The sequence below is a fragment of the Phenylobacterium sp. genome (assembly GCF_035569475.1).
GTDB lineage: Bacteria > Pseudomonadota > Alphaproteobacteria > Caulobacterales > Caulobacteraceae > Phenylobacterium.
On the sequence record NZ_DATMNA010000086.1, the window covers coordinates 31482 to 55226 of the forward strand.

Genomic DNA, 23745 nt, shown 5'->3' on the forward strand with positions numbered 1-23745 from the left:
CCGGCGGCGCGGACGCGGATGGCGCGCCTGGCCGGACCGGTCGAAACGGCTCCCCACCGCTTCTGCTCGTCGCTCAGACGGAAGACCGCGCCCCGGATTCACACTGATCCGAAAGCTCGAGCGACACGCACCGACCGGTTTCCTGGCTCACGGGTCATCGCGTCACACGCCGACCTTCCCGGGCCTTTCGGCCCAGTGGCTGGCGGGGAAATCCCCGCCCAGGACGTATGCGCTCACCGCTTACAGTTGCAGGGACAGCCGCAGATCGGGGGCTTTCAGACCCCCTACTACGTTCCCGATTAAGCCCCGAAGGGCATCGGCGCGCAGGGTACCCGCCCGCGGATAGGCGGCGGACGATCGCGGCCGAACTTGACCGTGACGGCGCGTCTTTCGCTCCGTTCCGGCGGTTTGTCCATGCTTGGCGGAACGACCGCCTCAGGCCACGACGGCGTTCAGGTAGTCGAAGCAGAGCCTCGCCGCCTCGATCCGCGGTCGCTCGAACGGCGGCTCCTGCTCGACGAAGAACCCGCGCACGCCCTCAGCGTAGGCCGCCGGCAGCAGGCGCTTCCAGGGGATGATCCCGGAGCCCACTTCGGTGGGGTCCTGGCGGAAGGCGAAGTTGGGCTTGGTCGAGGCCTTCACGTCCTTCACGTGCATCTGCTTGAAACGCCCCGCGTGCGCCTTCAGGAGCGCGAAGGGGTCGTGGCCGGCGGCCACCACCCAGCCCACGTCCATCTCGAACGACACCAGCGCCGGGTCCGTGCCCTTCAGCAGGATCTCCAGCCCCGTCGTCCCGCCGACCGGCGCGAACTCGACGTTGTGGTTGTGGTAGCCCAGGGTCAGGCCCGCGGCCTTCAGCGCCCTGCCCTTGGCGTTGAGCAGCTCGGCCGTGGCCTTCCAGTCGTCGGCGGCGATCTGCGCGGCCAGCCGGTCCATCACTGTCGCCCGGTCCTCGCCCGGCCGGGGCTTCATGTCGATATGGTCGGGGATCGCGAACATCGGCAGGACGATGTGCTCGATGCCGATGACCTTGGCGTCGGCGATCAGCCGGTCGACATCGGCCAGGCTGGGCTCCGGCCCTGACGGCCTGGCCTGCACGTGGCTGCTGGTGCAGCGCAGGCCCGCCTTGTCGAACGCCGCGCGCAGCTCCGCGGGCGTGCGACCGAGGTAGCCGGCCATCTCGACGGTGCGGTAGCCGATCTTCGCCACCTGCCCCAACATCCCGTCCACATCGGCCCGCAGATCGCCGCCCAGCGTATAGAGCTGCAGGCCGATCGGCAGGCCGTTGCCCTTGAAGAACGGCTCCCGGGGCGTGCGCGCCGAGGCGCCCGCCGCCAGGCTCGAAGCCGCCGCGGCGAGGCCTGCGCCCAAGGCGGTCCTGCGGGACACCGGGATCATTCTTCTCTCCTGCGGGACATCGCGAAAGCCGGGCCTTTTCCGAGGCTTCGGCATAGGTTGTTCAAGCGAACCGGGCTAGTCTCGGCGGCTTGGATCGGGGGCGTCGGCGGAGCGGGCATGGGCGGGGTCGTGGGCTTCGGCGAATGCATGGTGGAGGTCAGCCTTACAGGCTCCGACTCCGCTGTCATCGGCTATGCGGGCGATGTGTTCAACACCGCGGTCTATCTGCGCCGCCTGGGAACCCCGGTCAGCTTCGCCACGGCGCTGGGCGATGGCGACCCGTTCAGCACCGCCATCCTCGACCTGATGGCCGCGGAAGGCGTCGGCGCCGAGCTGGTCACCCGCGCGCCCGGCCGCCTGCCCGGCCTCTACGCCATCCAGCGTGACGCCCACGGCGAGCGGTCGTTCTTCTTCTGGCGCGAACAGGCGCCGGTGCGGCAGTTCTTCGACGTCGCCGACCTGGACGCGGTCATCGCGGCCATGCGTCAGGCCGACCTCGTCTATGTCACGGGCATCCCCCTGGCGGTGATCGGCGAGGCGGGCCGCGCCCGGTTGATGGCGATCCTGGCGGACCTGAAGGCGCGCGGCGTGAACATCGCCTTCGACACCAACTACCGCCCCAGCCTCTGGCCCTCGCGGGAGACGGCGCTGGCGGCCATGGAGGCCGTGATCCCCTACTGCAGGCTGGTCTCGGCGAGCGGCCAGGACGTGGAGGCCCTCACCCTTCGGCCGCTGGACGAGGTGGCGGCCGGCTGGGCGCGGCTCTGTCCCGAAGTCATCGCCCGCGCCGAGGACCGCACCGTGGCGGTCTACATCGACGGCGAGGCGCGCCGCCTGCCCGCCCCGCCGCCGGTCAAGGCGGTCGACACCACCGGCGCCGGCGACAGCTTCAACGCGGGCTACCTGTCCTGCTGGCTGAGGGGCGAGCCGCCCGAGCGCTGCGTCGCCGCCGGCCATGCCGTGGCCGCACGCGTCGTGCAGCACCTGGGCGCGATCATTCCCTCGGCGGAGATGGCGGCGTCAGGCTAGGGCCGGCCGATCCTAGGCGGTCGCGGCCTTGCCGGCCGGCGCGGAAAGCGCGCTCTCGATGGCGCTCAGCAGGGTGGCCATGGCGATCGGCTTGGCGACGAAGCCGTTCATGCCCGCCGCCATGTATTCGTCCACCTGGTGGCGCATCACATTGGCTGAAAGCCCCAGGATCGGCGTGGGCGTCCGGCCCTCGAAGCGCTCGAGGGCCCGGATCGCCTGGGCCGCGTCGACGCCGTTCATCACCGGCATCTGAACGTCCATCAGCACCAGGTCGAACTCGCCGTCGCGGAACGCCTCGACAGCCTCGGCCCCGTCGCCCGCCAGACGAAGGTCGACGCCGAGCGGCCTCAGCATGGCTTCCAGCAGTTGGCGGTTGGTCCGGTTGTCCTCGGCCGCCAGCACCCGCAGCCCACGGCGCTCCGGCAGGGACGCCAGGGCCGGCGGCGCGTCCTGGGTCGGCCGGGCCAGCCATGTCAGCGGCAGATCGACGGTGAAGGCCGAGCCCTGCCCCTCGACGCTGGCCACCGAGATCGTCCCGCCCATCAGGGCCACCAGCTCGCGGGAGATCGCCAGGCCGAGGCCGGTGCCGCCGAACCTGCGGGTGATCGAGGGGTCCACCTGGGAGAACCGCTGGAACAGCCGCGCCAGCTCCGGGCCCGGGATGCCCACGCCGGTGTCGGCGACCCGGAACGAAACGCCGAGGGCCGAGCGATGCGCCGCGAGGCTGACCTCGCCGGCCGCGGTGAACTTCACGGCGTTGGACGCGAGGTTGCCCAGGACCTGCCGGAGCTTGCCGCCGTCGCCATGCCAGGAGCCCTCCACGTCCGGGTCGATCTCCAGGCGGAAGGCCACGCCCTTGCGCGCCGCTGCGTCCGCGAAGGGACGCGTCGCGGCCGCCGCCACCGTAGCCAGGTCGAAGGGCTGGGGATCCAACTCCATGCTCCCCGCCTCGATCTTGGAGAGGTCCAGCACGTCGTTGAGCAGGCCCAGCAGGGTCTCGCCCGAATTGCGGATCACCTGCAGCTTCTCCCGCGCCGCGGCGGGCAGGCCGTCCAGCGCCAGCACCTGCGCCATGCCCAGGATGCCGTTCAGCGGCGTGCGGATCTCGTGGCTCATGTTCGCCAGGAACTGGGACTTGGCGACATTGGCGCTCTCGGCCCGGTCGCGCGCCTCTTCCAGGTCGTGCAGGGCGGCCTGGTGGGCGCGCTCGTAGGCGTCCAGCTCGCGCGTCACCCGCCACACCTGGCGGCCCAGGACGGTCGTGACGATCAGCAGCACCGCCAGGCCCAGGCTCAGCGCCGGGATCGCGGTCTTCACCGCCGCGAGGCCCGGGTGGTTCGGCTTCCAGGTGACCGCGCCGACGCTTCGCCCCCGGATGCCCACCAGCCGCACCGAGGCGCCGAGCGGCGCGGCCTCGACCACCTGCGGATCGATGACATGCATGCGGCGGAGCGAATAGAGCACCCGCGGATCCAGCGCCTGGGCGGCGATCACCATCACCGCCGGCCCAGGGTCTCGGGCGGCGCCGCCGATCGATGGGACGACGCTGGACACGCCGATCAGATAGCGGCGCCCCCCGGAAACCATCACGCCCCTGGCCGTCTCCGACAGGGTGGGATCGGTCGGCTCTACCTTCGGCCGATAGGCGCCGCGCGCCGCTTCGCTCGCCCGCAGCTCATGGATCAGCGGCAGGGCGTCGGCGACGAACTGCGCCTGGCCGGCCGGGTCGGCGCGGCGCTTGCCCACCCAGGCGTAGAAGGGCGCGTCGTGCGCATCGATCGCCACGGTGCGGTCGAAGCCGCGGTTGTTGGCGAAGAAGCCGCCGATCTCGGCGTCGGCCCAAGCCATGTCGCCGCCGGGCCGCAGGTTGCGGTAGGCCTGGTCCCAGACGGTCACCGTGGTCATGTCGGACACCAGCCGGGCGCTGATGCGGTCGATGGCGTTGGCGATCAGGAAGCGGTCCTCGCGGACCTTCAGCTCGTCCAGCAGGCGCGAACCGGACACCAGCAGGGCCGTCACGCCCACCAGCACCACGGCGACCAGGGTGAAGGTGAGGATCAGCAGCCGGCGCACGGCGGCCTGGCTCTTCGGAGCGGTCTTACGGTCGCCGGGGTCGATCATGCGCCGACTCAAGACCGAGGCGGACAACGCCTGGTTAACGCGCGCCCGTTCTCCGTCAGCCCGAGCCGAAACAAGGCTCGCGCGCGTCGGCGATCGATGTAGCTTGGCCGGCAAACCGATGGGTGACGGCGATGAGTGACGATCGAACTTCAGACGATGGCCTCGACCGCCGGTCGGTCCTCAGGTTCGCCGGCGGCGCGGTCGCGGGCGCCGCGGTCAGCGCCGCTTCCGCGGGGCCCGGCGCCGCCTCGCCACCCTCCGAGATCGTCATGTGGGACGCGACCAGCCTGGCCAGGGCGATCCAGGCCCGCAAGGTCTCCTGCGTGGAGGTGATGCGCGCCTACCTCGACCACATCGACAACGTGAATCCGCACGTCAACGCCATCGTCGCCTTGCAGGACCGAGGCGGCCTCCTGGACCAGGCCCAGGCGCACGACGACCAGTTGACCCGCCGCGAGCCCGTCGGCCCGCTGCACGGCTTCCCGCACGCCGTGAAGGACCTGCAGCCGGTCAAGGGCGTCCGCTTCACCCAAGGCTCGCCGATCTTCCGGGACGTCGTGGCGACTGCCGACAGCATCCCCGTGGAGCGGATGCGCAAGGCCGGGGCGATCTACGTCGGCAAGACCAACACGCCGGAATTCGGTCTCGGCTCGCACACCTTCAACCCTGTCTATGGCGTCACCCGCAACGCCTGGGACCAGACCCGGTCGGCTGGCGGCAGCAGCGGCGGCGCCGCCGTCGCGCTGGCGCTGCGGATGCTGCCCGTGGCCGACGGCAGCGACTATGGCGGCAGCCTCCGCAATCCCGCCGGCTGGAACCACGTGGTGGGCTTCCGAACCAGCGCCGGCCGGGTGCCGGTCCACGCCAAGGAGGACTGGCTGCCGTCCATGGGGGTGACAGGGCCGATGGCCAGGAACGTCGCCGACCTGGCCCTGCTGCTCTCCGTCCAGGCCGGCTACGATGCCCGCGCGCCCCTGTCGATGGAGAGCGGCGGCGAGCAGTTCCGGGGGTCCCTCGGCGGCGACATGCGCGGCAAGCGGATCGCCTGGGCCGGCGACTTCGGCGGCTTCACGCCCTGCGAGCCGGGCGTCCTCGAAACCTGCCGCGCGGCCCTGAAGACCTTCGAGGCCATGGGCTGCGTCGTGGAGGAGGCCTTCCCGGACTATCCATTGGAAAAGCTCTGGCAGTCGTTCATCCGCCTGCGCGGCTGGCAGCAGGGCGGCGCGATGCTCGCCTACTACAACGACCCCGCCGCGCGTCCGCTCCTGAAGCCCGAGGCGGTCTACGAGGTCGAGACCTGCCTGAAGCTGTCGGCCGCCGACGTCACCGCCGACAGCACCGTTCGCAGCGAGTGGAGCCAGGCCGTACGCAGGTTCTTCGAACGCTACGACTACCTGATCGCGCCGACCGCCCAGCTCTTCCCGTTCAAGGCCGAGGAGACCTGGCCGCACGAGATCGCCGGCCACCGCATGCGGACCTACCACGAGTGGATGAAGGGGGTCTGCCTGGTCACCATGGCCGGGTGCCCGGCCCTGGCGGTTCCGGCCGGCTTCGGGCCCGGCAACCTGCCCATCGGCCTCCAGATCGTCGCCCCCGTGCAGCGGGAAATGGCCTGCCTCAAGCTCGCCGCCGCCTACGAGGCCGCCGCCGGCCAGTGGACGAAGCGGCCCCCGCCACTGTTGAACGCCTAGCCGCCTCAGGCCGCGACCACCCCGAAAAGCTTGCCGATGCCGGCGGTGACCGCCATGGCCAGCGCGCCCCAGAAGGTCACCCTCACGGTGGCCCGCAGGATTTTCGCGCCGCCCGCCCTGGCGCCGACCGCGCCCAGCACCGCCAGGAAGACCAGCGAACCCACCGCCACCAGCGGGGTCAGCAGCGCCGTCGGCGAGACCACCACCATCAGCAGCGGGAACAGCGCCCCCACAGAGAAGGAGGCGGCCGAGGCCATCGCGGCCTGCACCGGCCGCGCGGCGGTGACTTCGGAGATTCCCAGCTCGTCGCGGGCGTGGGCGGCAAGGGCGTCCTTCGCCATAAGCTGGTCGGCGACGATGGCGGCGATGTCAGGAGAAACGCCGCGCGCCTCGTAGATCCCGGCCAGCTCGCGCCGCTCCGCGCCTACGTTCTGCGACAGTTCGCGCTTCTCCAGCGCCAGGTCTGCCTTCTCGGCGTCGGCCTGCGAGCTCACCGAGACATATTCCCCGGCCGCCATGGACATCGCCCCCGCGACCAATCCGGCCACGCCGGTGATCAGGATGCTCGACCGCCCGGCGGACGCCGCCGCCACGCCCAGGATCAGGCTGCCGGTGGACAGCAGCCCGTCGTTCGCGCCCAGGACCGCGGCCCTCAGCCAGCCGACCCGCCCGACGCTATGCCCTTCGTGATGTTTCATCCGATCTCCGATCGCCTTGCGCCGCGCCCGCCGCCGTCCTTGTAGGCCGTCCTATCAATCGCGGCCGACAGGGACCATATAGGTTGAAGCGCCGTCGCGCGGTCGCCGCCACCGAAGCGGTTGAGCCCACGCGACGTGGCGTCCGTCGCGAGACAATCCATGCCGATGCTCTTCGTGGCCGCCGCGCTCTGCGCCCTGGTGGCCGGCCTCTCCCCTTACGTCTACGCCCTCGCCAAGGTCCGCACAGGTCCCCGGTCGTGAGCGGCGCCCCCGAGCCGACCAAGACGCCCGAGTTTCCGCCGACGCCGTTCCTCTCACCGCGCAACATACCCCTCTGGTTCAGCCTGTTGCTGATCGCGGTGGTGGCCGGAATTGTCTGGTGGACCCACTGAGCGACGCGCCGGGCCCCACGACGGCTGACCTGGCGCGCGAGAACCTCTATCTGCGCCAGCGCGTGGCGCAGCTTACCGACGACGTCGCCAGCCTCGCCGCCGAGGGCGACCGGCTGCGCCAGATCCTCGAGCGGATGCACGGCCGCGTCGCCGCGCGGCGGCCGGACCCCTTGAGCGGCGGCCAGTAGCCCTCGCGCCTCAGCGCGCCCGCCGGCCCCGCGCCGGCCCCGTGAGCTTTCGCGCCGCCAGGGCCGACGGCCCAAAGCCTGACCGCGGTTGCCGCTTTCCCCGGACCCGCTGCGCCCAGATTCCACTTGCATCGCATTGGTGTTATATCTAAGTATAACACTATAACAGGCTGAGGCGGTCGAAGCGGCCGTGGCCCACGCACTGGGCGGCGGCTCCCAAAGGGCCCCTTCGGAAAGAGCAATGGAACCTGAGTGGAATGACAGTCAGCCGATCTACCGCCAGATCCGGGAACGGGTCGTGGCGATGATCCTCGACGGCCTCCTAAAGGAGGGCGATCCCCTGCCGTCGGTCCGCAACGTGGCGACCGAGACCCGGGTCAATCCGCTCACCGTGCTCAAGGCCTACCAGATGCTCGAGGCCGAGCGGCTGGTGGAGAAGCGCCGCGGCCTCGGCATGTTCATCAACGCCGGCGCCCGCGGCCTGCTGCTGGCGGCCGAACGCCAGAAGTTCCTGACCGAACAGTGGCCCGAGATCCACGCCACCATCGAACGGCTCGGCCTGATCGACGAGCTCCTGGGCGCATCCGCGCCGAAGCCGCGCAGGGGGAGCTGACGCCATGGCCAGCATAGACGCTCGCGGCCTGCGCAAGGCCTACGGCAAGACCCTCGCCCTCGCCGGCGTCGACCTCAAGGTCGAGGAAGGCCGCATCCTGGGCCTGATCGGCCCCAACGGCGCCGGCAAGAGCACCGCCCTGCAGGCGATCCTCGGCCTCATCCCCTACGAGGGCGAGCTCAGGGTCCTGGGGCGCGACCCCTGGGCCGAGCGCGACAAGCTGATGGCCGAGGTCTCGTTCATCGCCGACGTGGCCGTGCTGCCGCGCTGGATGAAGGTCTGCGACGCCGTGGACTATGTGGCCGGCGTCCATCCCCGCTTCGACCGCGCCAAGGCCGAGGCCTTCCTGGCCAAAACCACCATCAAGCGCGGCAGCAAGGTGCGGGAGCTTTCCAAGGGCATGGTCGCCCAGTTGCACCTGGCGCTGGTCATGGCCATCGACGCCAGGCTCCTGGTCCTGGACGAGCCCACGCTCGGCCTCGACATCCTCTATCGCAAGTCGTTCTACGACAGCCTGCTCAACGACTACTTCGACCACACCCGCACCATCGTGGTCTCCACCCACCAGGTGGAGGAGATCCAGCACATCCTCACCGACGTGGTGTTCCTCGACCGCGGGCGCATCGTCCTCGACGCCAGCATGGAGGACTTCGAGGCCCGCTATTGCGAGGTCCTTGTCGGGCCCGACCGCATCGAGGCGGGCCGCGCGCTGAAGCCGATCCAGGAACGGCAGATCTTCGGGCGCCACATCCTGCTGTTCGACGGCGCGGACCGCGCCGCCCTCGCCGCCCTCGGCGAAGTCCGCTCGCCCAGCCTCGCCGACCTCTTCGTCGCCATGATGGGCGACGCGCCCCCTTCCCGCGACAATACGGGAGCCGCCGCATGACCGACGCAGCCTCGCAACCCCTGTCCAGGCCCCGGCCGCTCTACTGGTCCGTGCGCCGCGAACTGTGGGAGCACCGCTCCATCTTCGTCACACCCCTCGTGGCCTCGGTGCTGGTCGTCTGCGGCGACCTGCTGAGCTCGATCGGGATGCCGGCCCGCCGGCTGCAGACGCTCCGGCTCGACCCGGCCCACCAGTCGATCGTCATGGGCGAGCCCTACGTCTTCGCCCACGCGGCGCTGACCCTGATCCTGATGATCCTGGCGGCCTTCTACTGCCTGGGCGCGCTGTTCAACGAGCGCCAGGACCGCAGCATCCTGTTCTGGAAGTCGCTGCCGGTCTCCGATCTCACCGCCGTGCTGTCCAAGGCGACGATCCCGATGGTCGTGTTGCCGGCCGTCGGCCTCGTGGCGACCGTCGCCGTCCAGGCGGTGATCCTGCTGCAGACGACCCTGATCCTGCTCGCCGCGGGCGTCAGCCCGGCGACGCCCTGGACCCTCGGCTACGTCGTCGGCGAAGGCGTCGCGCTGGTCTATAGCTGGATCACGCTCACTCTGTGGCTGGCGCCGGTCTACGGCTGGCTGCTGCTGGTCTCCACCTGGGCCCGGCGCGCGCCCTTCCTCTGGGCGGTGCTGCCGCCGCTCGGGCTCTGCCTGCTGGAGAAGCTCGCCCTCAACTCCACCCATGTGACCAGCCTGATCATCGACCGGCTGACCGGCAGCTATGAGCACGCCTTCGTCACCGCCGCGCCGGGCCAGCCCAAGCCTTCCGGCATGCCGCGGCTCGGCCTGGAGCAGATCGACCTGGGCAAGTTCCTGACTTCGCCCGGCCTCTGGATCGGCCTCCTGGCCTTCGCCGCCTGCCTCGCCGGCTGCGTCTGGCTGCGCCGCCGCCGCGAGCCGAACTGACCCCGCCCCGAACCGCAACCCGACCTGGGAGGCCACGACATGATCGTCCATCTCGACCCCAGCGTCCCCTGGGCCATCCGCGCCCTGGCCGCCGTAGCGGCGGGCCTGCACATCGGCGGCGCCAGCACCGGCCTGGGGTCCGGCACGGTGGCCCTGCTCGCGCGCAAGGGCGGGCGCGTGCACCAGGTGGCCGGCACGGTCTTCTTCGTGTCGATGCTGACCATGTCCGCAGTCGCCGCGATCACCGCCCCGCTGATCCCCGACCGCGTCTCGACCATGATGGGGTTGCTGGTCTTCTACCTGACGGCCACCGCCTGGCTGACGGTGCAGCGCGCGCCGGGACAGGTCGGGCGCTTCGAGGCAGGCGCTTGCGTCTTCGCCGTGGCGGTCGTGCTCGGCGACCTGGCTGTCGGCGTGGTCGGCGGGCGTATGCCCAAGGGCATGATCGACGGCGAACCCTCGCAGATCGGCTATGTGTTCGGCGCCATAGCCGCCATCGCCGTCCTGTCCGACATCCGGATGATCCGCCGGGGCGGCCTCGTCGGCCCCGCGCGCACCGCGCGGCACCTGTGGCGCATGTGCGCGGCCCTGGCCATCGCCTGGGGCTCCTTCGCCGGCCAGCCGAAGGCCCAGCCCGAAGCCCTGCGCGGCTCGCCCTGGCTTATCCTGCCGGCCCTGATGGTGCTCGCGGCGATGATCTTCTGGCTGGCCCGCCTGCGGTGGCGGAGCCTGCGCAGGTCCCCGAAAGCCCGGACGGCGATCCCCGCCGCCCCGATCAACGGAGTCCTCTCATGAGAATCTCTGTCCTGCTTTGCGCCGCCGTCGCCACGGCCTCCGCCCTCGACGCCCAGGCCACGCCGGCGGCCGCCGTCTACAGCGCCCCGCGCACCGCCTCGGGAGATCCTGACCTGCAGGGCCTGTGGACCAACACCGCCCTGACCTTCCTCCAGCGTCCGCCGATCTTCAAAGGCCTCATCGCAACCGACAAGGAGGCCGCGATGATGATCGCCGGCTTCAACAGCCTCGTGGGCGACTTGGTCAGCACCAAGCCCATCGACCCGAAGCTCGGTCCCCCGCCGGTGGTCAAGGAGGCGCCCCAGTCCGACTACCTGGAGATGGACCTGCACCTGGCGCGCATCGGCGGCCAGATGCGCTCGTCCTGGATCGTGGAGCCGGCCGACGGCCGCATCCCCTTCTCCGACGCCGGCAAGAAGGCCAACAAGGCCGCCAACGCCGAGACCCTGGACGACCCCGAAAGCCGGCCGGCCTCCGAGCGCTGCCTGACCGCGATCGGCTCGCCCGAAGGCCCGCCGATGATGAACACCGGCTTCAACGGCAACTACCAGATCGTCCAGTCGCCGGGCTTCGTGGCCATCCACATCGAGATGAACCACGACGTGCGGATCATCCGCATGGCCGACCGCGGTCACCTGCCGGACGCCATCCACCCCTGGCTGGGCGACTCGGTCGGCTGGTGGGAGGGCGAGACCCTGGTCGTCGAAACCACGAACCTCAGCCCCAAGGCGCCGGTCATGAGCCTGGGCGGCGGCTTCGTCTTTTCGCCCAAGGCCCGGCTCACGGAGCGCTTCACCCGCACCGCCAAGGACCAGATCCTCTACGAGTTCGCGATCGACGACCCGGTCAACTTCACCAAGGTCTGGCGCGCCGAGATGCCGATGCGCCCCGCCAAGGGCCCGATCTACGAATACGCCTGCCACGAGGGCAACTATTCCCTCGCCAACGCCCTCCTCGGCGCGCGCGCCGAGGAGCGGCTGAAGGCGGCTGCGCCCTGATCAGTCCGGGGACAGCATGCCGAGCAGCTTGATGCGGAAGACCAGCACGCTGTTGGGCGGGATCGGGCCTGCGCCCTCCGCGCCGTAGCCGAGCTCGGGCGGCACATAGAGGGTCCACTCGTCGCCGACATGCATCAGCGGCAAGGCCTCCATCCAGGCCGGCACGAGGTTTTCCAGCGGCATCAGGGCCGGCTTGCCCCGCGCGAACGAGGAATCGAAGACGGCCCCGGAGGTCAGCGCCCCTTCGTAGTGCACCTTGATGACATCGCCCGGCTTGGGCGAAGGCCCGGCCGGGCCGGACTGCACGACCTTGTACTGCAGGCCCGACGCCAGCGTCTTCACGCCCGGCGCATGCGCATTGTTCGCCATGAAAGCGGCCGCGCTGGGCTGGGCGCCCGCGGCGGGCGGCGGCGATGGCTGGGCCAAGGCGACGCCGGCGGAGCAGGCAAGAGCGGCGGCGGCGATCAGAAGATGTCTCATGAAGTGTCCCGGCAAGAGGTGGGCGCCACCCATACACGCTGCGAGCCGCGTCCCGCCACCCGGCCCGCAGCCGGTCGCGAGACGCGCCGTGCAGCCACCGGAAGCGCGAACACAGCTTCGAGCTGCATTGCTGACCCTATCAACCTTACCTACAGTCGAGTTGGCGACTCGCCGCCTCTCATTCCGTCTGCGCGCCGATGTCGAGGGCGGGTTTGTCTGCATGAAAGGGCCCAAGGCCAAGCCCTCCGCCGAGACCGCGGGATTCCTGTCCAGCGGCGGGGAGACGGCGCCGCTCAGCGGCCTGCGGCTGCTGGTCGTGGAGGACGAGGCGATCATCGCCTTCCTGATCGAGGATATGCTGGAAGGCCTCGGCGCGACCGTCGTGGGCGTCGTCGGAGACATCTCCGAGGCCCTGGCCTCGACCGGAGCCGAGGGCCTCCAGATCGACGCGGCGGTCCTCGACGTCAACCTCGGCGGGAAGAAGGTCGATCCGGTGGCCGACGCCCTGGCCGCCACGGGCGTGCCGTTCATCTTCGCCACGGGCTATGGCCGCGACGGCGTCGCCCCGCGGTTCGCCAACTTCCCGGTGCTCGCAAAGCCGTTCCTGGCGGAGGCGCTGGCGGTCGCCCTGCTCTCCGTCCTGGGAGGTCCCCCGCCGCGCATCGCCCCGGATTGACGAGACGGCGAAGCCTGCCCGCAAACCCTTCATGCCGCGGCGGACCTCACAGTTCGGCTGCCTTGCAAGGGTTGGTGCGGGCGGCCGGGATCGAACCGGCACTCCAGAAGGAAGCAGATTTTAAGTCTGCTGCGTCTACCAGTTTCGCCACGCCCGCAGTGTCGCCGCAGGAACGCCTGCGCGGCGCGGTGGCCGCCAAGCCCCTGGGGTGACCGCCGACTCTTACAGCGAACCGCCAGCGGCGCGTACAGGCATGGGCGACTTTTAAGTCGGCGGGCGATCGATGGGGCGCCCTTCAGGCCGCCGCCGCGACACGCAGCCGGCGGCGCGAGCGCAGCGCAGCGCCTGCCCCGCCGAAGCCCAGCAGCATCAGCGCCCAGGCCTGCGGCTCCGGCACGCCGGGCGCCAGGGTGAAGCTCAGCGGATCTCCGTCGATGCTGACCGAGAAGCTCATGATGGGGTCCACGCCAAGCGCGAAGTTGAAGGCCCCGGCCAGGACGTCGCCGGGCGGATCCGGCTGCGGATTGAAGCTCGCCCAGCTCCCCGGGTTCACGTCGCCGGGCCCGAAGTCGAGCAGGATGTCGACGCTGTGGCCGTCGATCACGCCGCGAAAACCGGTGTGGTGGCCGTCGCCGGGCGCGTCCGGCAAGGGGATCACCGAGCCGTCGCCCAGGCCTTCGAGCGCAAGCTGGAAGGTGAAGGCGCCGCCGACCGACGGACTGAACAACTGCGGGTCGGACGGGTTGAGCAGGGCGATCAGCGCCCCGTTGTCGCCGTCGCCCGGCGGATCCGGCTGTGGGTTGAAGCCCACCACGACGCCGGGATTGATCGGCCCGCCGTGGCTGTCCAGGGCAAAGCCCAGGTAGCCGTTCGGGAACATGTAGTTCGGCGGCGCCGTGGTGTTGGTCTGGGCGGCGCCGGCCGCACCGGCCGCCGCCAGGCTGGCCCCCGCCATGACAACCAGGGCCAGGCGTGCGTGTGCGCTTAGGCTGAACATCTCGAAGACTCCCCCAAGGAACGGCGTTGGGGCATGATGGTCGCCCTGGCGGCGGGGGCAATCGACCTCGCATTTCAGGGGTTTAGCTCGCATCCGGCGCGAAAATTTCGCCTCGGATGCAAGCCTGGTCCGAGACCCTGTTCAAGGTGCGCGGGAACGCCCCGGGGCGCTAGGCGGCCAGGGCTTCCGCCTCGCCGCCGAGCGCCGCCTCGAAGTCCTGCAGGATGTCCAGGAGCTCGCCGACGTTGGCTTCCAGCGGCTTGCCCTTGGGGAAGCGGAATCGCCAGAACGAGGCGATGTGGCTGACCACGCCCGTGCCCTCGCCCAGCGCCACCAGCATCTCCGGCGAGCGCAGCAGGAAGTCGCGGAAGGCCGTGGCGTTGCCGTCCTGGGTGAGTTCCTGGAATACCCCGTCGTAGACCCGCAGATAGTCGGCCACCGACTTCACCTGACGCTCGATGTTGCCGTGCAGGCGCACCTTCATGGTCCGCACCAGGGACTCGTGCTCGGCGTCCCGCGGGCCGACGGTTTTGACCTTCATCAGCTCGACCAGCACTTCGCGCAGCTTGGGCCAGAGGCTGTTCAGCACCCACTTGTAGTAGAGGAAGCCCTTCCAGGCGAAGATGCCCTCGCGATAGCTCTCGCCCTCCAGGCGCAGCGTCAGGCGCAGCGGTTCCAGCCGCTCGTCGTTGCGAGTGGAGAGCAGCGCTTCCACCAGGCGGCCGGTGTTGGCCTCGCTCGAGGCGCGTCCCTTGTAGGCCAGGGTGATCAGGCGGCCGATTTCGGCGCCCACGAACTGGGTCATGGTCGCCAGGTCGCCCGGCGAGATCTCGAAATGGGTCTCCGCCACCTCGAACCCACGTCGCTTGACGTGCTCCCGCAGCAGGAAGGGGTCGAGCGACGGAAGCTCGTCCAGCGCCTCGAGCACGCCGGCATCGCGGCCCAGGTCGAAGCTGTCACCCGCCAGGTCCTGCAGGCTTTCCATCCAGCCGCGGTCGCCCACGAACAGCGAACGGCCGCCCAGGCTGAGGTCCGAGCGCTCGAACGGCACGATCAGCTTGGTGGCGGTGCGGTGGCGGGTGGAGACCGTGGCGATCTCGTTGGTCCGCAGGCGATGCTTCAGGATCACCGCGGCGTTCAGCGCCGGCGCCATGAACAGCGGATGGGCGGTGTGTTCCGGATTGTCGGCGTGCTTCACGGCCAGGGCGGCAAGGTTCAGCACGCGGCTGGTCGACGCCGTTCGCTCCAGCGCCCGCATGCTGCGATAGGTCTCGGCCACGTCAGTTGATCCCGCCGAAGTCCAGAGAGGGGTAGATCGCCGTTCACCGGCATAGTGGCGCCGAAAGACGAAAAGGCCCTTAATCTGGAACTCAACGTTCGCCGAACTCGACTTCAGTCTCCGCTCAGGCCTTTCGCAGGCTCAGCGGCCCCCAGCCGGGCGGACGGGCGGCGCCGCGAGCGTCAGGTTGACCGCGACCGTGGTCTTTCCGGCCCCGCCCTTGCGGGACGTCGCCGCCAGTGTCTTCACCCGAGGCCCCCACGGCTACGCCATCACGGCAACGGGCGCCCGCCCCCGAACGCTCTCGCGAACGGAATTCACGCACAGGCTTATCCACAGGGCAAAGTGAGTTTTCCACAGGCCACGCACAGGGCCGCGACGCGCCTGTGCGAGCCGCCGGTGGCGACGCGATCAGTGGTTCGACAGGGTCTGGATCCGTTCGAGGTTCTGGCGCTCTTCCTGCTGACGCTGGGCGAGGTCGTCGCTGCTGTAGCAGGTCTTCTTCGGCATCATGCTGCCGGTGACGCTCTCGGTCTTGCAGATCAGCTTCGGCTTCTCGGTCTTCTTGGCCGCAGGAGCCGGGGCCTCGGCCGTCTTGGCCGTCGTCGACGCGGCGGCGGCGGGCGTGGTGTCGGCCATCAGGACGGTGGCGGCAAGCATCGCACTCAGGAACAAGGGGGACTCTCCCAAAAAGAACGTGTGATCCGAAGCCATAGCCGAACGCCGGTCCGCCGACAATTCAAGTTGCAACCGCGGCCGGTTCAACCTCGTGGACATTGGCCACACCCTCGGCCTTCAGCGCGGCGATAAGTTCGGCGACGGTGGCCGCCAGCTCGTCCGGATCGCGGCCCCGCAGAACCAGGTTCGAGCCATAACCCTCGGCATTGAAGAACGGATAGCTGCCCAGCGACATGGCCGGGTGCGCCCTGGCCACCGCCTCCAGCGGGGCGGCGATCACACCCTCGCCGGAGCCCTCGACACGCACCGTGCGCGAGACCGTCACCGCCCCGCCCCGAAGGCGCGGCCCCACGTCCTCAAGCATGCCCCGCATGATCTGCGGCACGCCGGCCAGGACGAAGACATTGCCGATGGTGAAACCGGGCGGTCCCTGGACCGGATTCTTCACCAGCTCACCGCCCACCGGCACGCGCGCCATGCGACGACGCGCCGCGTTCAACTCGCCGCCCCAGCGGGCGCTCATCATGGCGATGATGTCAGGGTGCTCGTAGAGTTCGACGCCGAACGCCGCGGCCACCGCGTCGGCGGTGATGTCGTCGTGCGTCGGCCCGATCCCGCCGGTGGTGATCACGTAGTCGTAGCGGCCGCGCAGCGCGTCCAGCGCCCCAATGATCTCCTCGTGCACGTCCGGCACCGTCCGCGCCTCGGCCAGGTCGACCCCGTGCACGCCCAGATACCTGGCGATGTCCCGCAGGTTGGTGTCCTGCGTGCGCCCCGACAGGATCTCGTCGCCGATGATCAGCACCGCGGCGGTGACGCGCTCGTTGGAAGTCTCGGCCATCGGCTCCGCTGGTCCCACTCGTGTTTGATCCTGCATTCCTTGTGAATGCTGGAAAGCCTTTAGCCCATGGTCAGATTGGAGCTATGGCCTGCGGCAAGGTCAAGGACCGGCCCCATGGACTTAAGGCTCAGACCGCCAATGCCCCGTCTCGTCACAGTCCTGGCTGTTATCCTGATCGGCTCCGCGGCTCACGCCGCGCCGGATCGGGATGTTCGGCCGAAAACCTCGCCCTTCGTCAAAGAGCTGAACCGGCAGTGCCCGGGGCGCGGGCTTCACAACCTGTCCGCCGGCGACCTCGAACTGATCATGGAAGGTTTCGTGGAAGGCCTGACGCCAACCCAGCGTCGCACGGTCGAGGACGCGGTCGGCTACCGCTGCGCGCGGATTGAGGCCGGCCTCACCTGCGCCAACAGCGCCTCTCTCGACGCCTACCGCAGGCTCGGCGTCCTGCCCAGCTTCGTCCGCGAGGCCTGTGCGACCAAATGGACCTGCAAGGCCTTCGCCGACTGCACCCAAACCCAGCCCTGATGCTCTTCCCTTCGCCTCTCGCCCGCGGGACCCTGGTCAGCCGCTACAAGCGCTTCTTTGCCGAAGTCGCGCTCGACGACGGGACCGAGATCACCGCCCACTGCCCGAACCCCGGCGCCATGCTGGGCCTCAACACCCCCGGCCTCAGGGCCTGGGTCTCCCGCTCGGACGACCCCAAGCGCAAGCTCGCCCACACCCTGGAGCTGGTGGAGGCCGACGGCGGCCTGGTGGGCGTCAACACCATGCACCCCAACCGCCTGGTGGCCGAGGCGCTCGCCGCCGACGCCATCCCCGAACTCACCGGCTACGCCACCCACCGGCGCGAGGTGCGCTATGGCGAGAACTCCCGCGTGGACTTCCTGCTCGAGGCGCCGGGCCGCCCGCCCTGCTGGCTGGAGGTCAACAATGTCCAGCCTTTTTACAACGCGCGTCTCAAGCCCGATCACAAGGTCTGGTTGGAGGTAAAAAACGTCCACCTAATGAGGACGACGGGGCTGGCCGAGTTTCCTGATTGCGTGGCAGCGCGGTCCCTAAAGCACCTTCGAGAACTTGAGGCCATGATTGCCGAAGGTGATCGAGCCGTAGTGCTCTTCGTCGTGCAGCGGGCCGACTGCGTTGCGTTTTCCGCCTGTCGAGAACTCGATCCCGCTTTTGCGGTTGGACTGGATCGTGCGGCGGATGCTGGGGTCGAGGTGCTGATCTACACTTGCGACGTGGCGATCAGCGGGATCAGCATAAGTCACCGTCTTCCTTGGTCGCGTTAGCAGCTATAGCGTTGGCCCAAGGGGGTTGGCATGACAGTCTCAGATAGAGCCGCAGAAATCGCCGAAGCGAAGGCACGACTCGCTGCCCTCGAAGGCTCATCAGCAAGCCCATCACCGTCCGGCCTGCCTGAGCGCAGAGTTGGCGTGCTCCTGTTCCTTGGAATCCTCTTTTTCCCATTCCTCTTCGCTTGGTTCTTGCTGCGGAAGGGACACAGCCGGACTTCGCGGGTGATAGGGTTTCAGTCGGATCGCGGCCCTTGGCCAACTGTTCCTGAATGGCCTTTTCTCCATCGCGCATCCGATTGCGGATGGCGGTCTTGACGGACTCGTATCCCCAATTTTCCTCAAACAACGGGTCAAGCGCGTCGAGTGCTTCCGCTACAGGTGATTTCTTGAAGAACACCGCTTCTGCCCCTCGCTCCGCGCGACGATAGACACGAAGGCCGGAACCTTAAACCGGTTTAAGGCGCGGGCCGGATCAGCGGCCCCAGATCAACGCCGCAAGCACGTTACCTCGGCCCACCACCTTGTAGGTAGCGTCTCGGGTCTCGTTCCGCGCCGGGTCGAAGTGACCGACAGTTTGGAACCGGGCGTTCAGTCCCCGCTGCCGACCGTGGCTGTCGGTCTCCACATAGCCGACCGTCCGAAACTGGCCGTCCCTGATTGGCACCCTGCTCATCAGGCCACCAGCTTCATCACCGTCGAGTGCGACAGTGGGTGACCGCGACCGGTCACATAGCCGAGCGCGGCGAGTTCGACGGCGATCCCGCGCAGGGAACGCTTCTTCCCGGTCTTCGGTGAACGGCGAGCAAGGCGCCGCGCCTCCTGCGCAAGTTCGGGACGTAGCTCGACGTGCGACTTGCGCCCTTCGCACTTACCGCGATCAGCCTTGGCCCTTTCGCGCGCGGCGCGGAGACGGAGCACCGTGTTCGCCTTTTCGTATTCGGCCATCAGTCCCGCCATTTGGCGATGGGCGTTCTTGGCGGGGTGGGAATGGTCGGTCAGGTCTTCCCCGGTAGCCGTGAGCAGCCGCAGCCCGCGCTTGGTGAGCAGCAGCACGCCCAACTCCTGAGCGAGCATGGAGCGTGCGAACCGCGACGGGTCTTCGACCATCACCGTCGTGATCCCGTCCGCCTCGCAATGCGCCAGCAGCGCGAGGAAGCCCTCGCGGGCTTCGATGGGGTCGGCGCCGGAGACAGCCGCATCCCAGAATGACGACACAACCTCGATCCCCTGCCGGGCGGCGAAGGCCATGATCGCGTCCGATTGCCGATGGGGGCTGTCGCCATCGACGTTCGTCGCGGAAGACGTGCGGAGGTAAGCAGTAGCAAGCATTTTCATGCCGCATTCTCTACCATTATAATCATTTATATTCAATGACTTATGTATTATTCTCGGTCGAGAATCCGAAGAAAAACGTCCACGATACGTCCGATTCCCGGCCTTGATCGAACGAGGAAGATCGACCCATCGCTGACATTCGGAAACTTTGTGCGACACTGCTCTTCTTCTCAGGGCCGCGTGGGGCAACATGCATTTCGCAGTGATCCGGCACATGATGTGGTCGCTGGTGGCTGTTGCGCTGGCTTCCGGCGCATCGGCGCACGCTGCCCAATGCTACGACGTGAGCAAGGGCGAGCCGAAGGTTCTTGAGGGGGACCTTCAATACGTTCTGTTTGCAGGTCCTCCCAACTTCGAGGACGTGCAAAAAGGGGATACGCCAGAACCGACATACGTGCTGAAGCTAGATCACCCGATCTGCATACGGGGGGACGAGTTCGCCGAGCCCGAAAAAATGTTCGAGACGGTTCAACTCGTCGGAGATGAGAAGACGTGGCCGCTGCTAAGGGCCAACGTAAAACAGCGGGTGAGTGTCACGTTGAAGGACCCGATGGGAGCGAACACCGGCCATCACCACGAACCTTTGGTAGCTTGGGTTGCGAACGTCACGCCAGCAACGAAGAAAATGAACTTCGTTGATGAATACGGCAGTGCGGCAACCACGATCCGCGCCTTCTATGAGACGCTTGGCAGCGGTCAGGGGGACGTGGCCTCGACGATGGTGGTTGCCGAGAAGCGGGCGAAGGGGCCGTTTTCTGCCGAAAGTCTCACCCGCTTTTACTCACACCTCAAAGAGCCGATCCGACTTGTGCGGATCGATCAGAGCGGCCCCGACACCTTCATCGCTCACTATAGGTATGCGACCGGAAAATCGGTCTGCAACGGTCAGGGCTTGGTGACGACCGTCAACAGAAGCGGCAGGAACTACATTCAAAGCATCAGGGCGCTGAAGGGCTGCTAGCTGCCCCGTTCAATCTCACCGCTCTTAATCCGGTCAACGAACGACCCCAGTGCGCCTTTTATCCGGTTGGCGCCGGTGAACGCGGACAGGCCGTGGTCCTGAAGCGAAGTGTCGAGCGTCAGGTCATTCGCTTCCGCGTAGGCGAACGCGGCAGATAGCTGTCGGCGGAGGCTATCGCCTTCCGCCTGCGCCCGGCTCGAAAACCTCGAATACGAATAGGCCATCACCATGGTCGGCACCTTCCAACAGGAAGGTTGTAAAAAGGCTGACAGGTGAAGAACTGCCACCTACGGCGCACCGGCGCCCTGGCGGAGTTTCCCGACTGCGTCGCCGCTCGCTCGCTGAAGCACCTGCGTGAGCTCACCGCCATGGTCGCGGCCGGCCGGCGCGCGGTCATGGTGTTCGTCATTCAGCGCACCGGCTGCGACGCTTTCGCCGCCTGCGCCGAACTGGATCCCGCCTACGCCAGGGGCCTGACGGAGGCCGCCGCGCGGGGCGTCGAGGTGCTGGCCTACGCCTGCGAGATCGCCGTCGACGGCGTCAGGATCTCGCGGCCCGTTCCGTGGGTTCACCGCCCTTAGGCCGCGCACCAGATCCGCGCGCCGCGCCCGTGTCGGCGCCGATCGGCCCGGGTGTTATGATCGCTTGAGCCAGCCAGCGAAGGGAGTGTCATGAAGACCGCGCCCGGACGTCGCCTCGCCCTCATGAGCCTGGGACTGGGCATGGCCGCCGGCGCGGCGGGCCTTGCGGCGCCGCATGACGGCGTGGCGGCGGCGGCCGAGCCCTCCCTCCTGCCGCCCGGGGCGAAATCGCTGGCCGAGCTCACCGACCGCCTGCGCCAGGCGCCGCGCCGCCGGGACTTCAAGACCGTGCCGATGATCCTCAACGCTCCCGATCAATGGGATCATGCCGCGCTCTCGGAGGTCATCGCCTATCGCGGCGCGGCGAAGCAGGTCTGGGACAACACCGCCATCGTGGGCTCATGGCTGAACGTCATGCGCAACGCGCTCAACACCCAGGTCTGGTCGTTCGGGCGGCCGGACTTCCTCGTCGTCTCGGCGACGCACGGCACGGCCGAGATGGCCCTGCTCGGGCCGGCCATGTGGGAGAAGTACCAGCTTGCGAAGCTGACCGGCGGAAAGGTCCAGAGCAACACGCTGATCGCCGAGCCGAAGGCCGCCGCCGCGGACCCGAAGGACTACGAGAACGCCGAGGGCGTGTTCTCGCCGCACGACAATTCCATCCCCGCGCTGCAGCGACGCGGCGCGGTCTTCCTCGCCTGTCACAACGCCCTGTGGGAGCTGGCCGCGACGCTGATCGCCGGCGGGACGAACCCCGACGGGCTGTCGCACGGCGCGCTGGCGGCCGACCTGACCAACCACCTGATCCCCGGGGTGGTGTTGACGCCCGGGGCGGTCGGAACCCTGCCGGAGCTGCAGCGGGCCGGCTTCGCCTATGCGAGCTCAAGCTGAGGCCCCGGCCCAAGCTCCGCCATTGAGGCTTGCGCCCTGAACGCGCATCCTCCCGCTCGGCGAACAACGGGTGGGGACACGACAGGTGCTGCACATCTTCAACATCGTGATGCGGATCGTCTCGAGCCTGCTCGGCCTTCTGATGATGTTCATGGGCAGCGTCTGGATTCTGCAGGGCCTGAACCTCTACTTCCGCGTCGGCTTCATGGTCGGCGACAAGCGTTGGGTCGCCTGGGGCGCGTTGCTCGCCCTGGTGGGCCTTTGTCAGCTCATCTGGAGCAACACCCGCCAGCAAGCCTGACAATGGTTTCAATCTGGCAATCTTTGTTTCACACTTGTTAAAATTGCCGCTAGGTTTTTCCGACAGCGCGCCGGTGGGCGCCCCTGGGAAAACCGAACCATGCGAATTCAAGCACGGGTTGCGAGTTTTGCGGCAGGGCTCGCGGCGACGGCCCTGGCGACGTCGGCGTCCGCCGCCGCCTTTTCCTTCAGCACCGGGACTCCGGACGGCAGGATCGCCACCCTGTCCCGACCGGCGCCCGGCATAGAGACGGAAACCGCCGACGACTTCATTCTGGGCGGCGCGACGCAGCTCACCTCGGCGACCTTCACCGGGCTGCTGCCGACGAACGGCGCGACCGTCACCGGGGTCACGGTCGAAATCTACCGAACCTTCCCGAACGATTCGACCTTGCCGCCGTCCGGCAGGGTCCCGACCCGCGTGAACTCGCCCTCCGACGTCGTTTTCGATTCGCGCGATTCCGCCGGCGGCTCGCTCAGCTTCTCCACGACGACGCTCGCCAACGCCTTCACGGCGAGCAACAGCGTCGTGAACGGCGTCCATCCGTCACCGAACCAGACGACCGGGGGCGAGGGCGCGGTGACGGGCCAAGAAGTGCTGTTCAACATCAATTTCATCAACCCGTTCGTCCTGCCCGGCGATCACTATTTCTTCGTGCCGCTGGTCTCGCTGTCGTCGGGCCAGTTCCTCTGGCTTTCGGCGCCGCGCCCCATCGTTCCGCCCGGCACGCCGTTCGCGCCCGACCTGCAGGCCTGGATCCGCAACGACAACCTCGCGCCGGACTGGTTGAGAGTCGGAACCGACGTCGTCGGCTCGGGCGCCTTCAACATGGCGTTCAGCCTGAACGGCGCGGACGGCGTCGCGCCCGAGCCGGCGACCTGGGGGCTGATGATCGGCGGGTTCGGCATGGCGGGCGCGGCCTTGCGCAGGCGTCGGTCGCGCGTCGCGGCGTAAACGCGCGTCGATACCGACAGCGGGCGGAGGGTTGGCCCTGGGCGCAGGCGCGGGTTGAAACTTCGTGCTATCGTTGCGACTTAGACCCCACCCTGACCCGACGACCCGGCGCGCGCCGGGGGATGAGCTGAATGTCCAACACCGACCTCTCCGCCGTCGCCGGCCTCGACGCCGACTACCGCACCGGCCAGATCAAGATCCACTCGGCGGCAGACTTCGAGGGCATGCGCGTCGCCGGCAAGCTGGCGGCCGAGTGCCTCGACATGCTGACCCCGCACGTGGTCCCGGGCGTGGTCACCGACCACCTCGACACCCTGGCGCGCGAATTCATCCTCGACCACGGCGCGCTTCCCGCCTGCCTGGGCTACCGCGGCTACACCAAGACCGTCTGCATCAGCGCCAATCACGTGGTCTGCCACGGCATTCCCGGCGAGCGGGTGCTGCGGGAAGGCGACATCGCGAACATCGACGTGACCGTCATCGTCGACGGCTGGCACGGCGACACCAGCCGCATGTATGGCGTCGGCCCCGTGGCTCCGCGCGCCAAGCGCCTGATCGACGTCACCTACGAGGCCATCGAGCGCGGCCTGGCCGCGGTGAAGCCCGGCGCCCGCACCGGCGACATCGGCTTCGCCATCCAGTCCTACGTGGAATCCATGCGCTGCTCGGTGGTCCGCGACTTCTGCGGCCATGGCCTGGGCAAGGTGTTCCACGACGCGCCCAACATCCTGCACTTCGGCCAGCCAGGGACCGGCGAGT

General features: G+C 68.6%; 27 protein-coding genes, 1 tRNA gene, 1 pseudogene and 1 riboswitch. Of the genes and pseudogenes, 17 read left to right on the top strand and 12 right to left on the bottom strand.

What is annotated here, in order from left to right:
• Positions 1-115: 115 nt before the first annotated feature.
• A riboswitch (cobalamin riboswitch) is annotated at positions 116-336 on the bottom strand.
• Between the two features lie 99 nt (positions 337-435).
• Positions 436-1398 (bottom strand): sugar phosphate isomerase/epimerase, encoded by a 963-nt coding sequence (locus VNW53_RS12870; protein WP_325556074.1) that lies wholly within the window; start codon positions 1396-1398, stop codon positions 436-438.
• A gap of 117 nt (positions 1399-1515) precedes the next feature.
• On the opposite strand from VNW53_RS12870, the gene VNW53_RS12875 reads away from it, so the two are divergent.
• Entirely contained in the window at positions 1516-2427 is a 912-nt protein-coding gene (locus VNW53_RS12875; RefSeq protein ID WP_325556075.1) for a sugar kinase, read from the top strand.
• A gap of 12 nt (positions 2428-2439) precedes the next feature.
• On the opposite strand, the gene VNW53_RS12880 is transcribed toward VNW53_RS12875, so the two are convergent.
• The gene (locus VNW53_RS12880; protein WP_325556076.1) at positions 2440-4548 is read right to left on the bottom strand and encodes an ATP-binding protein; all 2109 of its coding nucleotides are present in this window, start codon (positions 4546-4548) and stop codon (positions 2440-2442) included.
• A gap of 131 nt (positions 4549-4679) precedes the next feature.
• Between VNW53_RS12880 and VNW53_RS12885 the strand changes: the two genes are divergently transcribed.
• Positions 4680-6239, top strand: a complete 1560-nt coding sequence (locus VNW53_RS12885; RefSeq protein WP_325556077.1) for an amidase — start codon at positions 4680-4682, stop codon at positions 6237-6239.
• 5 nt (positions 6240-6244) lie between these two features.
• On the opposite strand, the gene VNW53_RS12890 is transcribed toward VNW53_RS12885, so the two are convergent.
• Positions 6245-6937, bottom strand: a complete 693-nt coding sequence (locus tag VNW53_RS12890; protein WP_325556078.1) for a VIT family protein — start codon at positions 6935-6937, stop codon at positions 6245-6247.
• A gap of 379 nt (positions 6938-7316) precedes the next feature.
• Here VNW53_RS12890 and VNW53_RS12895 point away from each other — a divergent pair, with 379 nt between their 5' ends.
• The 6 genes from VNW53_RS12895 to VNW53_RS12920 all read left to right on the top strand — a co-directional run bounded on the left by VNW53_RS12895 (position 7317) and on the right by VNW53_RS12920 (position 11714).
• A complete protein-coding gene (locus tag VNW53_RS12895) occupies positions 7317-7517 on the top strand; it encodes a hypothetical protein (protein ID WP_325556079.1) in 201 nt (66 codons plus the stop codon).
• A 241-nt stretch (positions 7518-7758) separates the two neighbouring features.
• Positions 7759-8130 (top strand): GntR family transcriptional regulator, encoded by a 372-nt coding sequence (locus tag VNW53_RS12900; protein ID WP_325556080.1) that lies wholly within the window; start codon positions 7759-7761, stop codon positions 8128-8130.
• Between the two features lie 4 nt (positions 8131-8134).
• Positions 8135-9016 (top strand): ABC transporter ATP-binding protein, encoded by an 882-nt coding sequence (locus VNW53_RS12905; protein ID WP_325556081.1) that lies wholly within the window; start codon positions 8135-8137, stop codon positions 9014-9016.
• A complete protein-coding gene (locus VNW53_RS12910; protein WP_325556082.1) occupies positions 9013-9921 on the top strand; it encodes a hypothetical protein in 909 nt (302 codons plus the stop codon). The genes VNW53_RS12905 and VNW53_RS12910 overlap by 4 nt, the downstream gene beginning before the upstream one ends.
• A gap of 39 nt (positions 9922-9960) precedes the next feature.
• Positions 9961-10716: a hypothetical protein gene (locus VNW53_RS12915; protein ID WP_325556083.1), complete on the top strand. Its 756-nt coding sequence runs from the start codon at positions 9961-9963 to the stop codon at positions 10714-10716.
• Entirely contained in the window at positions 10713-11714 is a 1002-nt protein-coding gene (locus VNW53_RS12920) for a hypothetical protein (protein ID WP_325556084.1), read from the top strand. The genes VNW53_RS12915 and VNW53_RS12920 overlap by 4 nt, the downstream gene beginning before the upstream one ends.
• Here the strand turns inward: VNW53_RS12920 and VNW53_RS12925 are convergent, their stop codons facing one another.
• Entirely contained in the window at positions 11715-12194 is a 480-nt protein-coding gene (locus VNW53_RS12925) for an FKBP-type peptidyl-prolyl cis-trans isomerase (RefSeq protein ID WP_325556085.1), read from the bottom strand.
• 220 nt (positions 12195-12414) lie between these two features.
• On the opposite strand from VNW53_RS12925, the gene VNW53_RS12930 reads away from it, so the two are divergent.
• Positions 12415-12870 carry a response regulator gene (locus VNW53_RS12930; protein ID WP_325556086.1) on the top strand — a complete coding sequence of 152 codons (456 nt, stop codon included), beginning with the start codon at positions 12415-12417 and terminating at the stop codon, positions 12868-12870.
• A gap of 72 nt (positions 12871-12942) precedes the next feature.
• Here the strand turns inward: VNW53_RS12930 and VNW53_RS12935 are convergent.
• The 5 genes from VNW53_RS12935 to VNW53_RS12955 form a co-directional block, all read right to left on the bottom strand.
• A tRNA-Leu gene (locus tag VNW53_RS12935) sits at positions 12943-13027 on the bottom strand.
• 138 nt (positions 13028-13165) lie between these two features.
• Positions 13166-13867, bottom strand: coding sequence for a PEPxxWA-CTERM sorting domain-containing protein (locus tag VNW53_RS12940; RefSeq protein WP_325556087.1), 702 nt, complete (start codon positions 13865-13867; stop codon positions 13166-13168).
• Positions 13868-14036: 169 nt separating this feature from the next.
• Positions 14037-15146 carry a hypothetical protein gene (locus VNW53_RS12945; RefSeq protein ID WP_325556088.1) on the bottom strand — a complete coding sequence of 370 codons (1110 nt, stop codon included), beginning with the start codon at positions 15144-15146 and terminating at the stop codon, positions 14037-14039.
• Between the two features lie 411 nt (positions 15147-15557).
• The gene (locus VNW53_RS12950; protein WP_325556089.1) at positions 15558-15821 is read right to left on the bottom strand and encodes a hypothetical protein; all 264 of its coding nucleotides are present in this window, start codon (positions 15819-15821) and stop codon (positions 15558-15560) included.
• Positions 15822-15885: 64 nt separating this feature from the next.
• On the bottom strand, positions 15886-16665 hold the full coding sequence (locus VNW53_RS12955; protein ID WP_325556090.1) for a competence/damage-inducible protein A: 780 nt from the start codon (positions 16663-16665) through the stop codon (positions 15886-15888).
• 138 nt (positions 16666-16803) lie between these two features.
• On the opposite strand from VNW53_RS12955, the gene VNW53_RS12960 reads away from it, so the two are divergent.
• On the top strand, positions 16804-17193 hold the full coding sequence (locus VNW53_RS12960; protein ID WP_325556091.1) for a hypothetical protein: 390 nt from the start codon (positions 16804-16806) through the stop codon (positions 17191-17193).
• Entirely contained in the window at positions 17193-17957 is a 765-nt protein-coding gene (gene sfsA / locus VNW53_RS12965; RefSeq protein ID WP_325556092.1) for a DNA/RNA nuclease SfsA, read from the top strand. The genes VNW53_RS12960 and sfsA overlap by 1 nt, the downstream gene beginning before the upstream one ends.
• A 478-nt stretch (positions 17958-18435) precedes the next feature.
• Here sfsA and VNW53_RS12970 read toward each other — a convergent pair whose 3' ends face one another.
• Together VNW53_RS12970 and VNW53_RS12975 are read right to left on the bottom strand one after the other, a co-directional pair.
• Positions 18436-18636 carry a hypothetical protein gene (locus tag VNW53_RS12970; protein ID WP_325556093.1) on the bottom strand — a complete coding sequence of 67 codons (201 nt, stop codon included), beginning with the start codon at positions 18634-18636 and terminating at the stop codon, positions 18436-18438.
• Positions 18636-19298 (bottom strand): recombinase family protein, encoded by a 663-nt coding sequence (locus VNW53_RS12975; RefSeq protein ID WP_325556094.1) that lies wholly within the window; start codon positions 19296-19298, stop codon positions 18636-18638. The genes VNW53_RS12970 and VNW53_RS12975 overlap by 1 nt, the downstream gene beginning before the upstream one ends.
• 190 nt (positions 19299-19488) lie before the next feature.
• Here VNW53_RS12975 and VNW53_RS12980 point away from each other — a divergent pair, with 190 nt between their 5' ends.
• On the top strand, positions 19489-20259 hold the full coding sequence (locus tag VNW53_RS12980; RefSeq protein ID WP_325556095.1) for a hypothetical protein: 771 nt from the start codon (positions 19489-19491) through the stop codon (positions 20257-20259).
• On the opposite strand, the gene VNW53_RS12985 is transcribed toward VNW53_RS12980, so the two are convergent.
• On the bottom strand, positions 20256-20489 hold the full coding sequence (locus VNW53_RS12985) for a recombinase family protein (RefSeq protein ID WP_325556096.1): 234 nt from the start codon (positions 20487-20489) through the stop codon (positions 20256-20258). The genes VNW53_RS12980 and VNW53_RS12985 overlap by 4 nt on opposite strands.
• Positions 20490-20528: 39 nt before the next feature.
• On the opposite strand from VNW53_RS12985, the pseudogene VNW53_RS12990 reads away from it, so the two are divergent.
• The 5 genes and pseudogenes from VNW53_RS12990 to map all read left to right on the top strand — a co-directional run.
• Positions 20529-20840 (top strand): annotated as a pseudogene (locus VNW53_RS12990) (DNA/RNA nuclease SfsA); the annotation flags it as partial.
• A 90-nt stretch (positions 20841-20930) separates the two neighbouring features.
• On the top strand, positions 20931-21731 hold the full coding sequence (locus tag VNW53_RS12995) for a hypothetical protein (protein ID WP_325556098.1): 801 nt from the start codon (positions 20931-20933) through the stop codon (positions 21729-21731).
• A gap of 70 nt (positions 21732-21801) precedes the next feature.
• Positions 21802-22032, top strand: coding sequence for a hypothetical protein (locus tag VNW53_RS13000; protein ID WP_325556099.1), 231 nt, complete (start codon positions 21802-21804; stop codon positions 22030-22032).
• Positions 22033-22131: 99 nt separating this feature from the next.
• Positions 22132-22986: a PEPxxWA-CTERM sorting domain-containing protein gene (locus tag VNW53_RS13005; protein ID WP_325556100.1), complete on the top strand. Its 855-nt coding sequence runs from the start codon at positions 22132-22134 to the stop codon at positions 22984-22986.
• A gap of 131 nt (positions 22987-23117) precedes the next feature.
• The coding region (gene map, locus VNW53_RS13010; protein ID WP_325556101.1) for a type I methionyl aminopeptidase at positions 23118-23745 on the top strand (628 nt) is incomplete at its 3' end.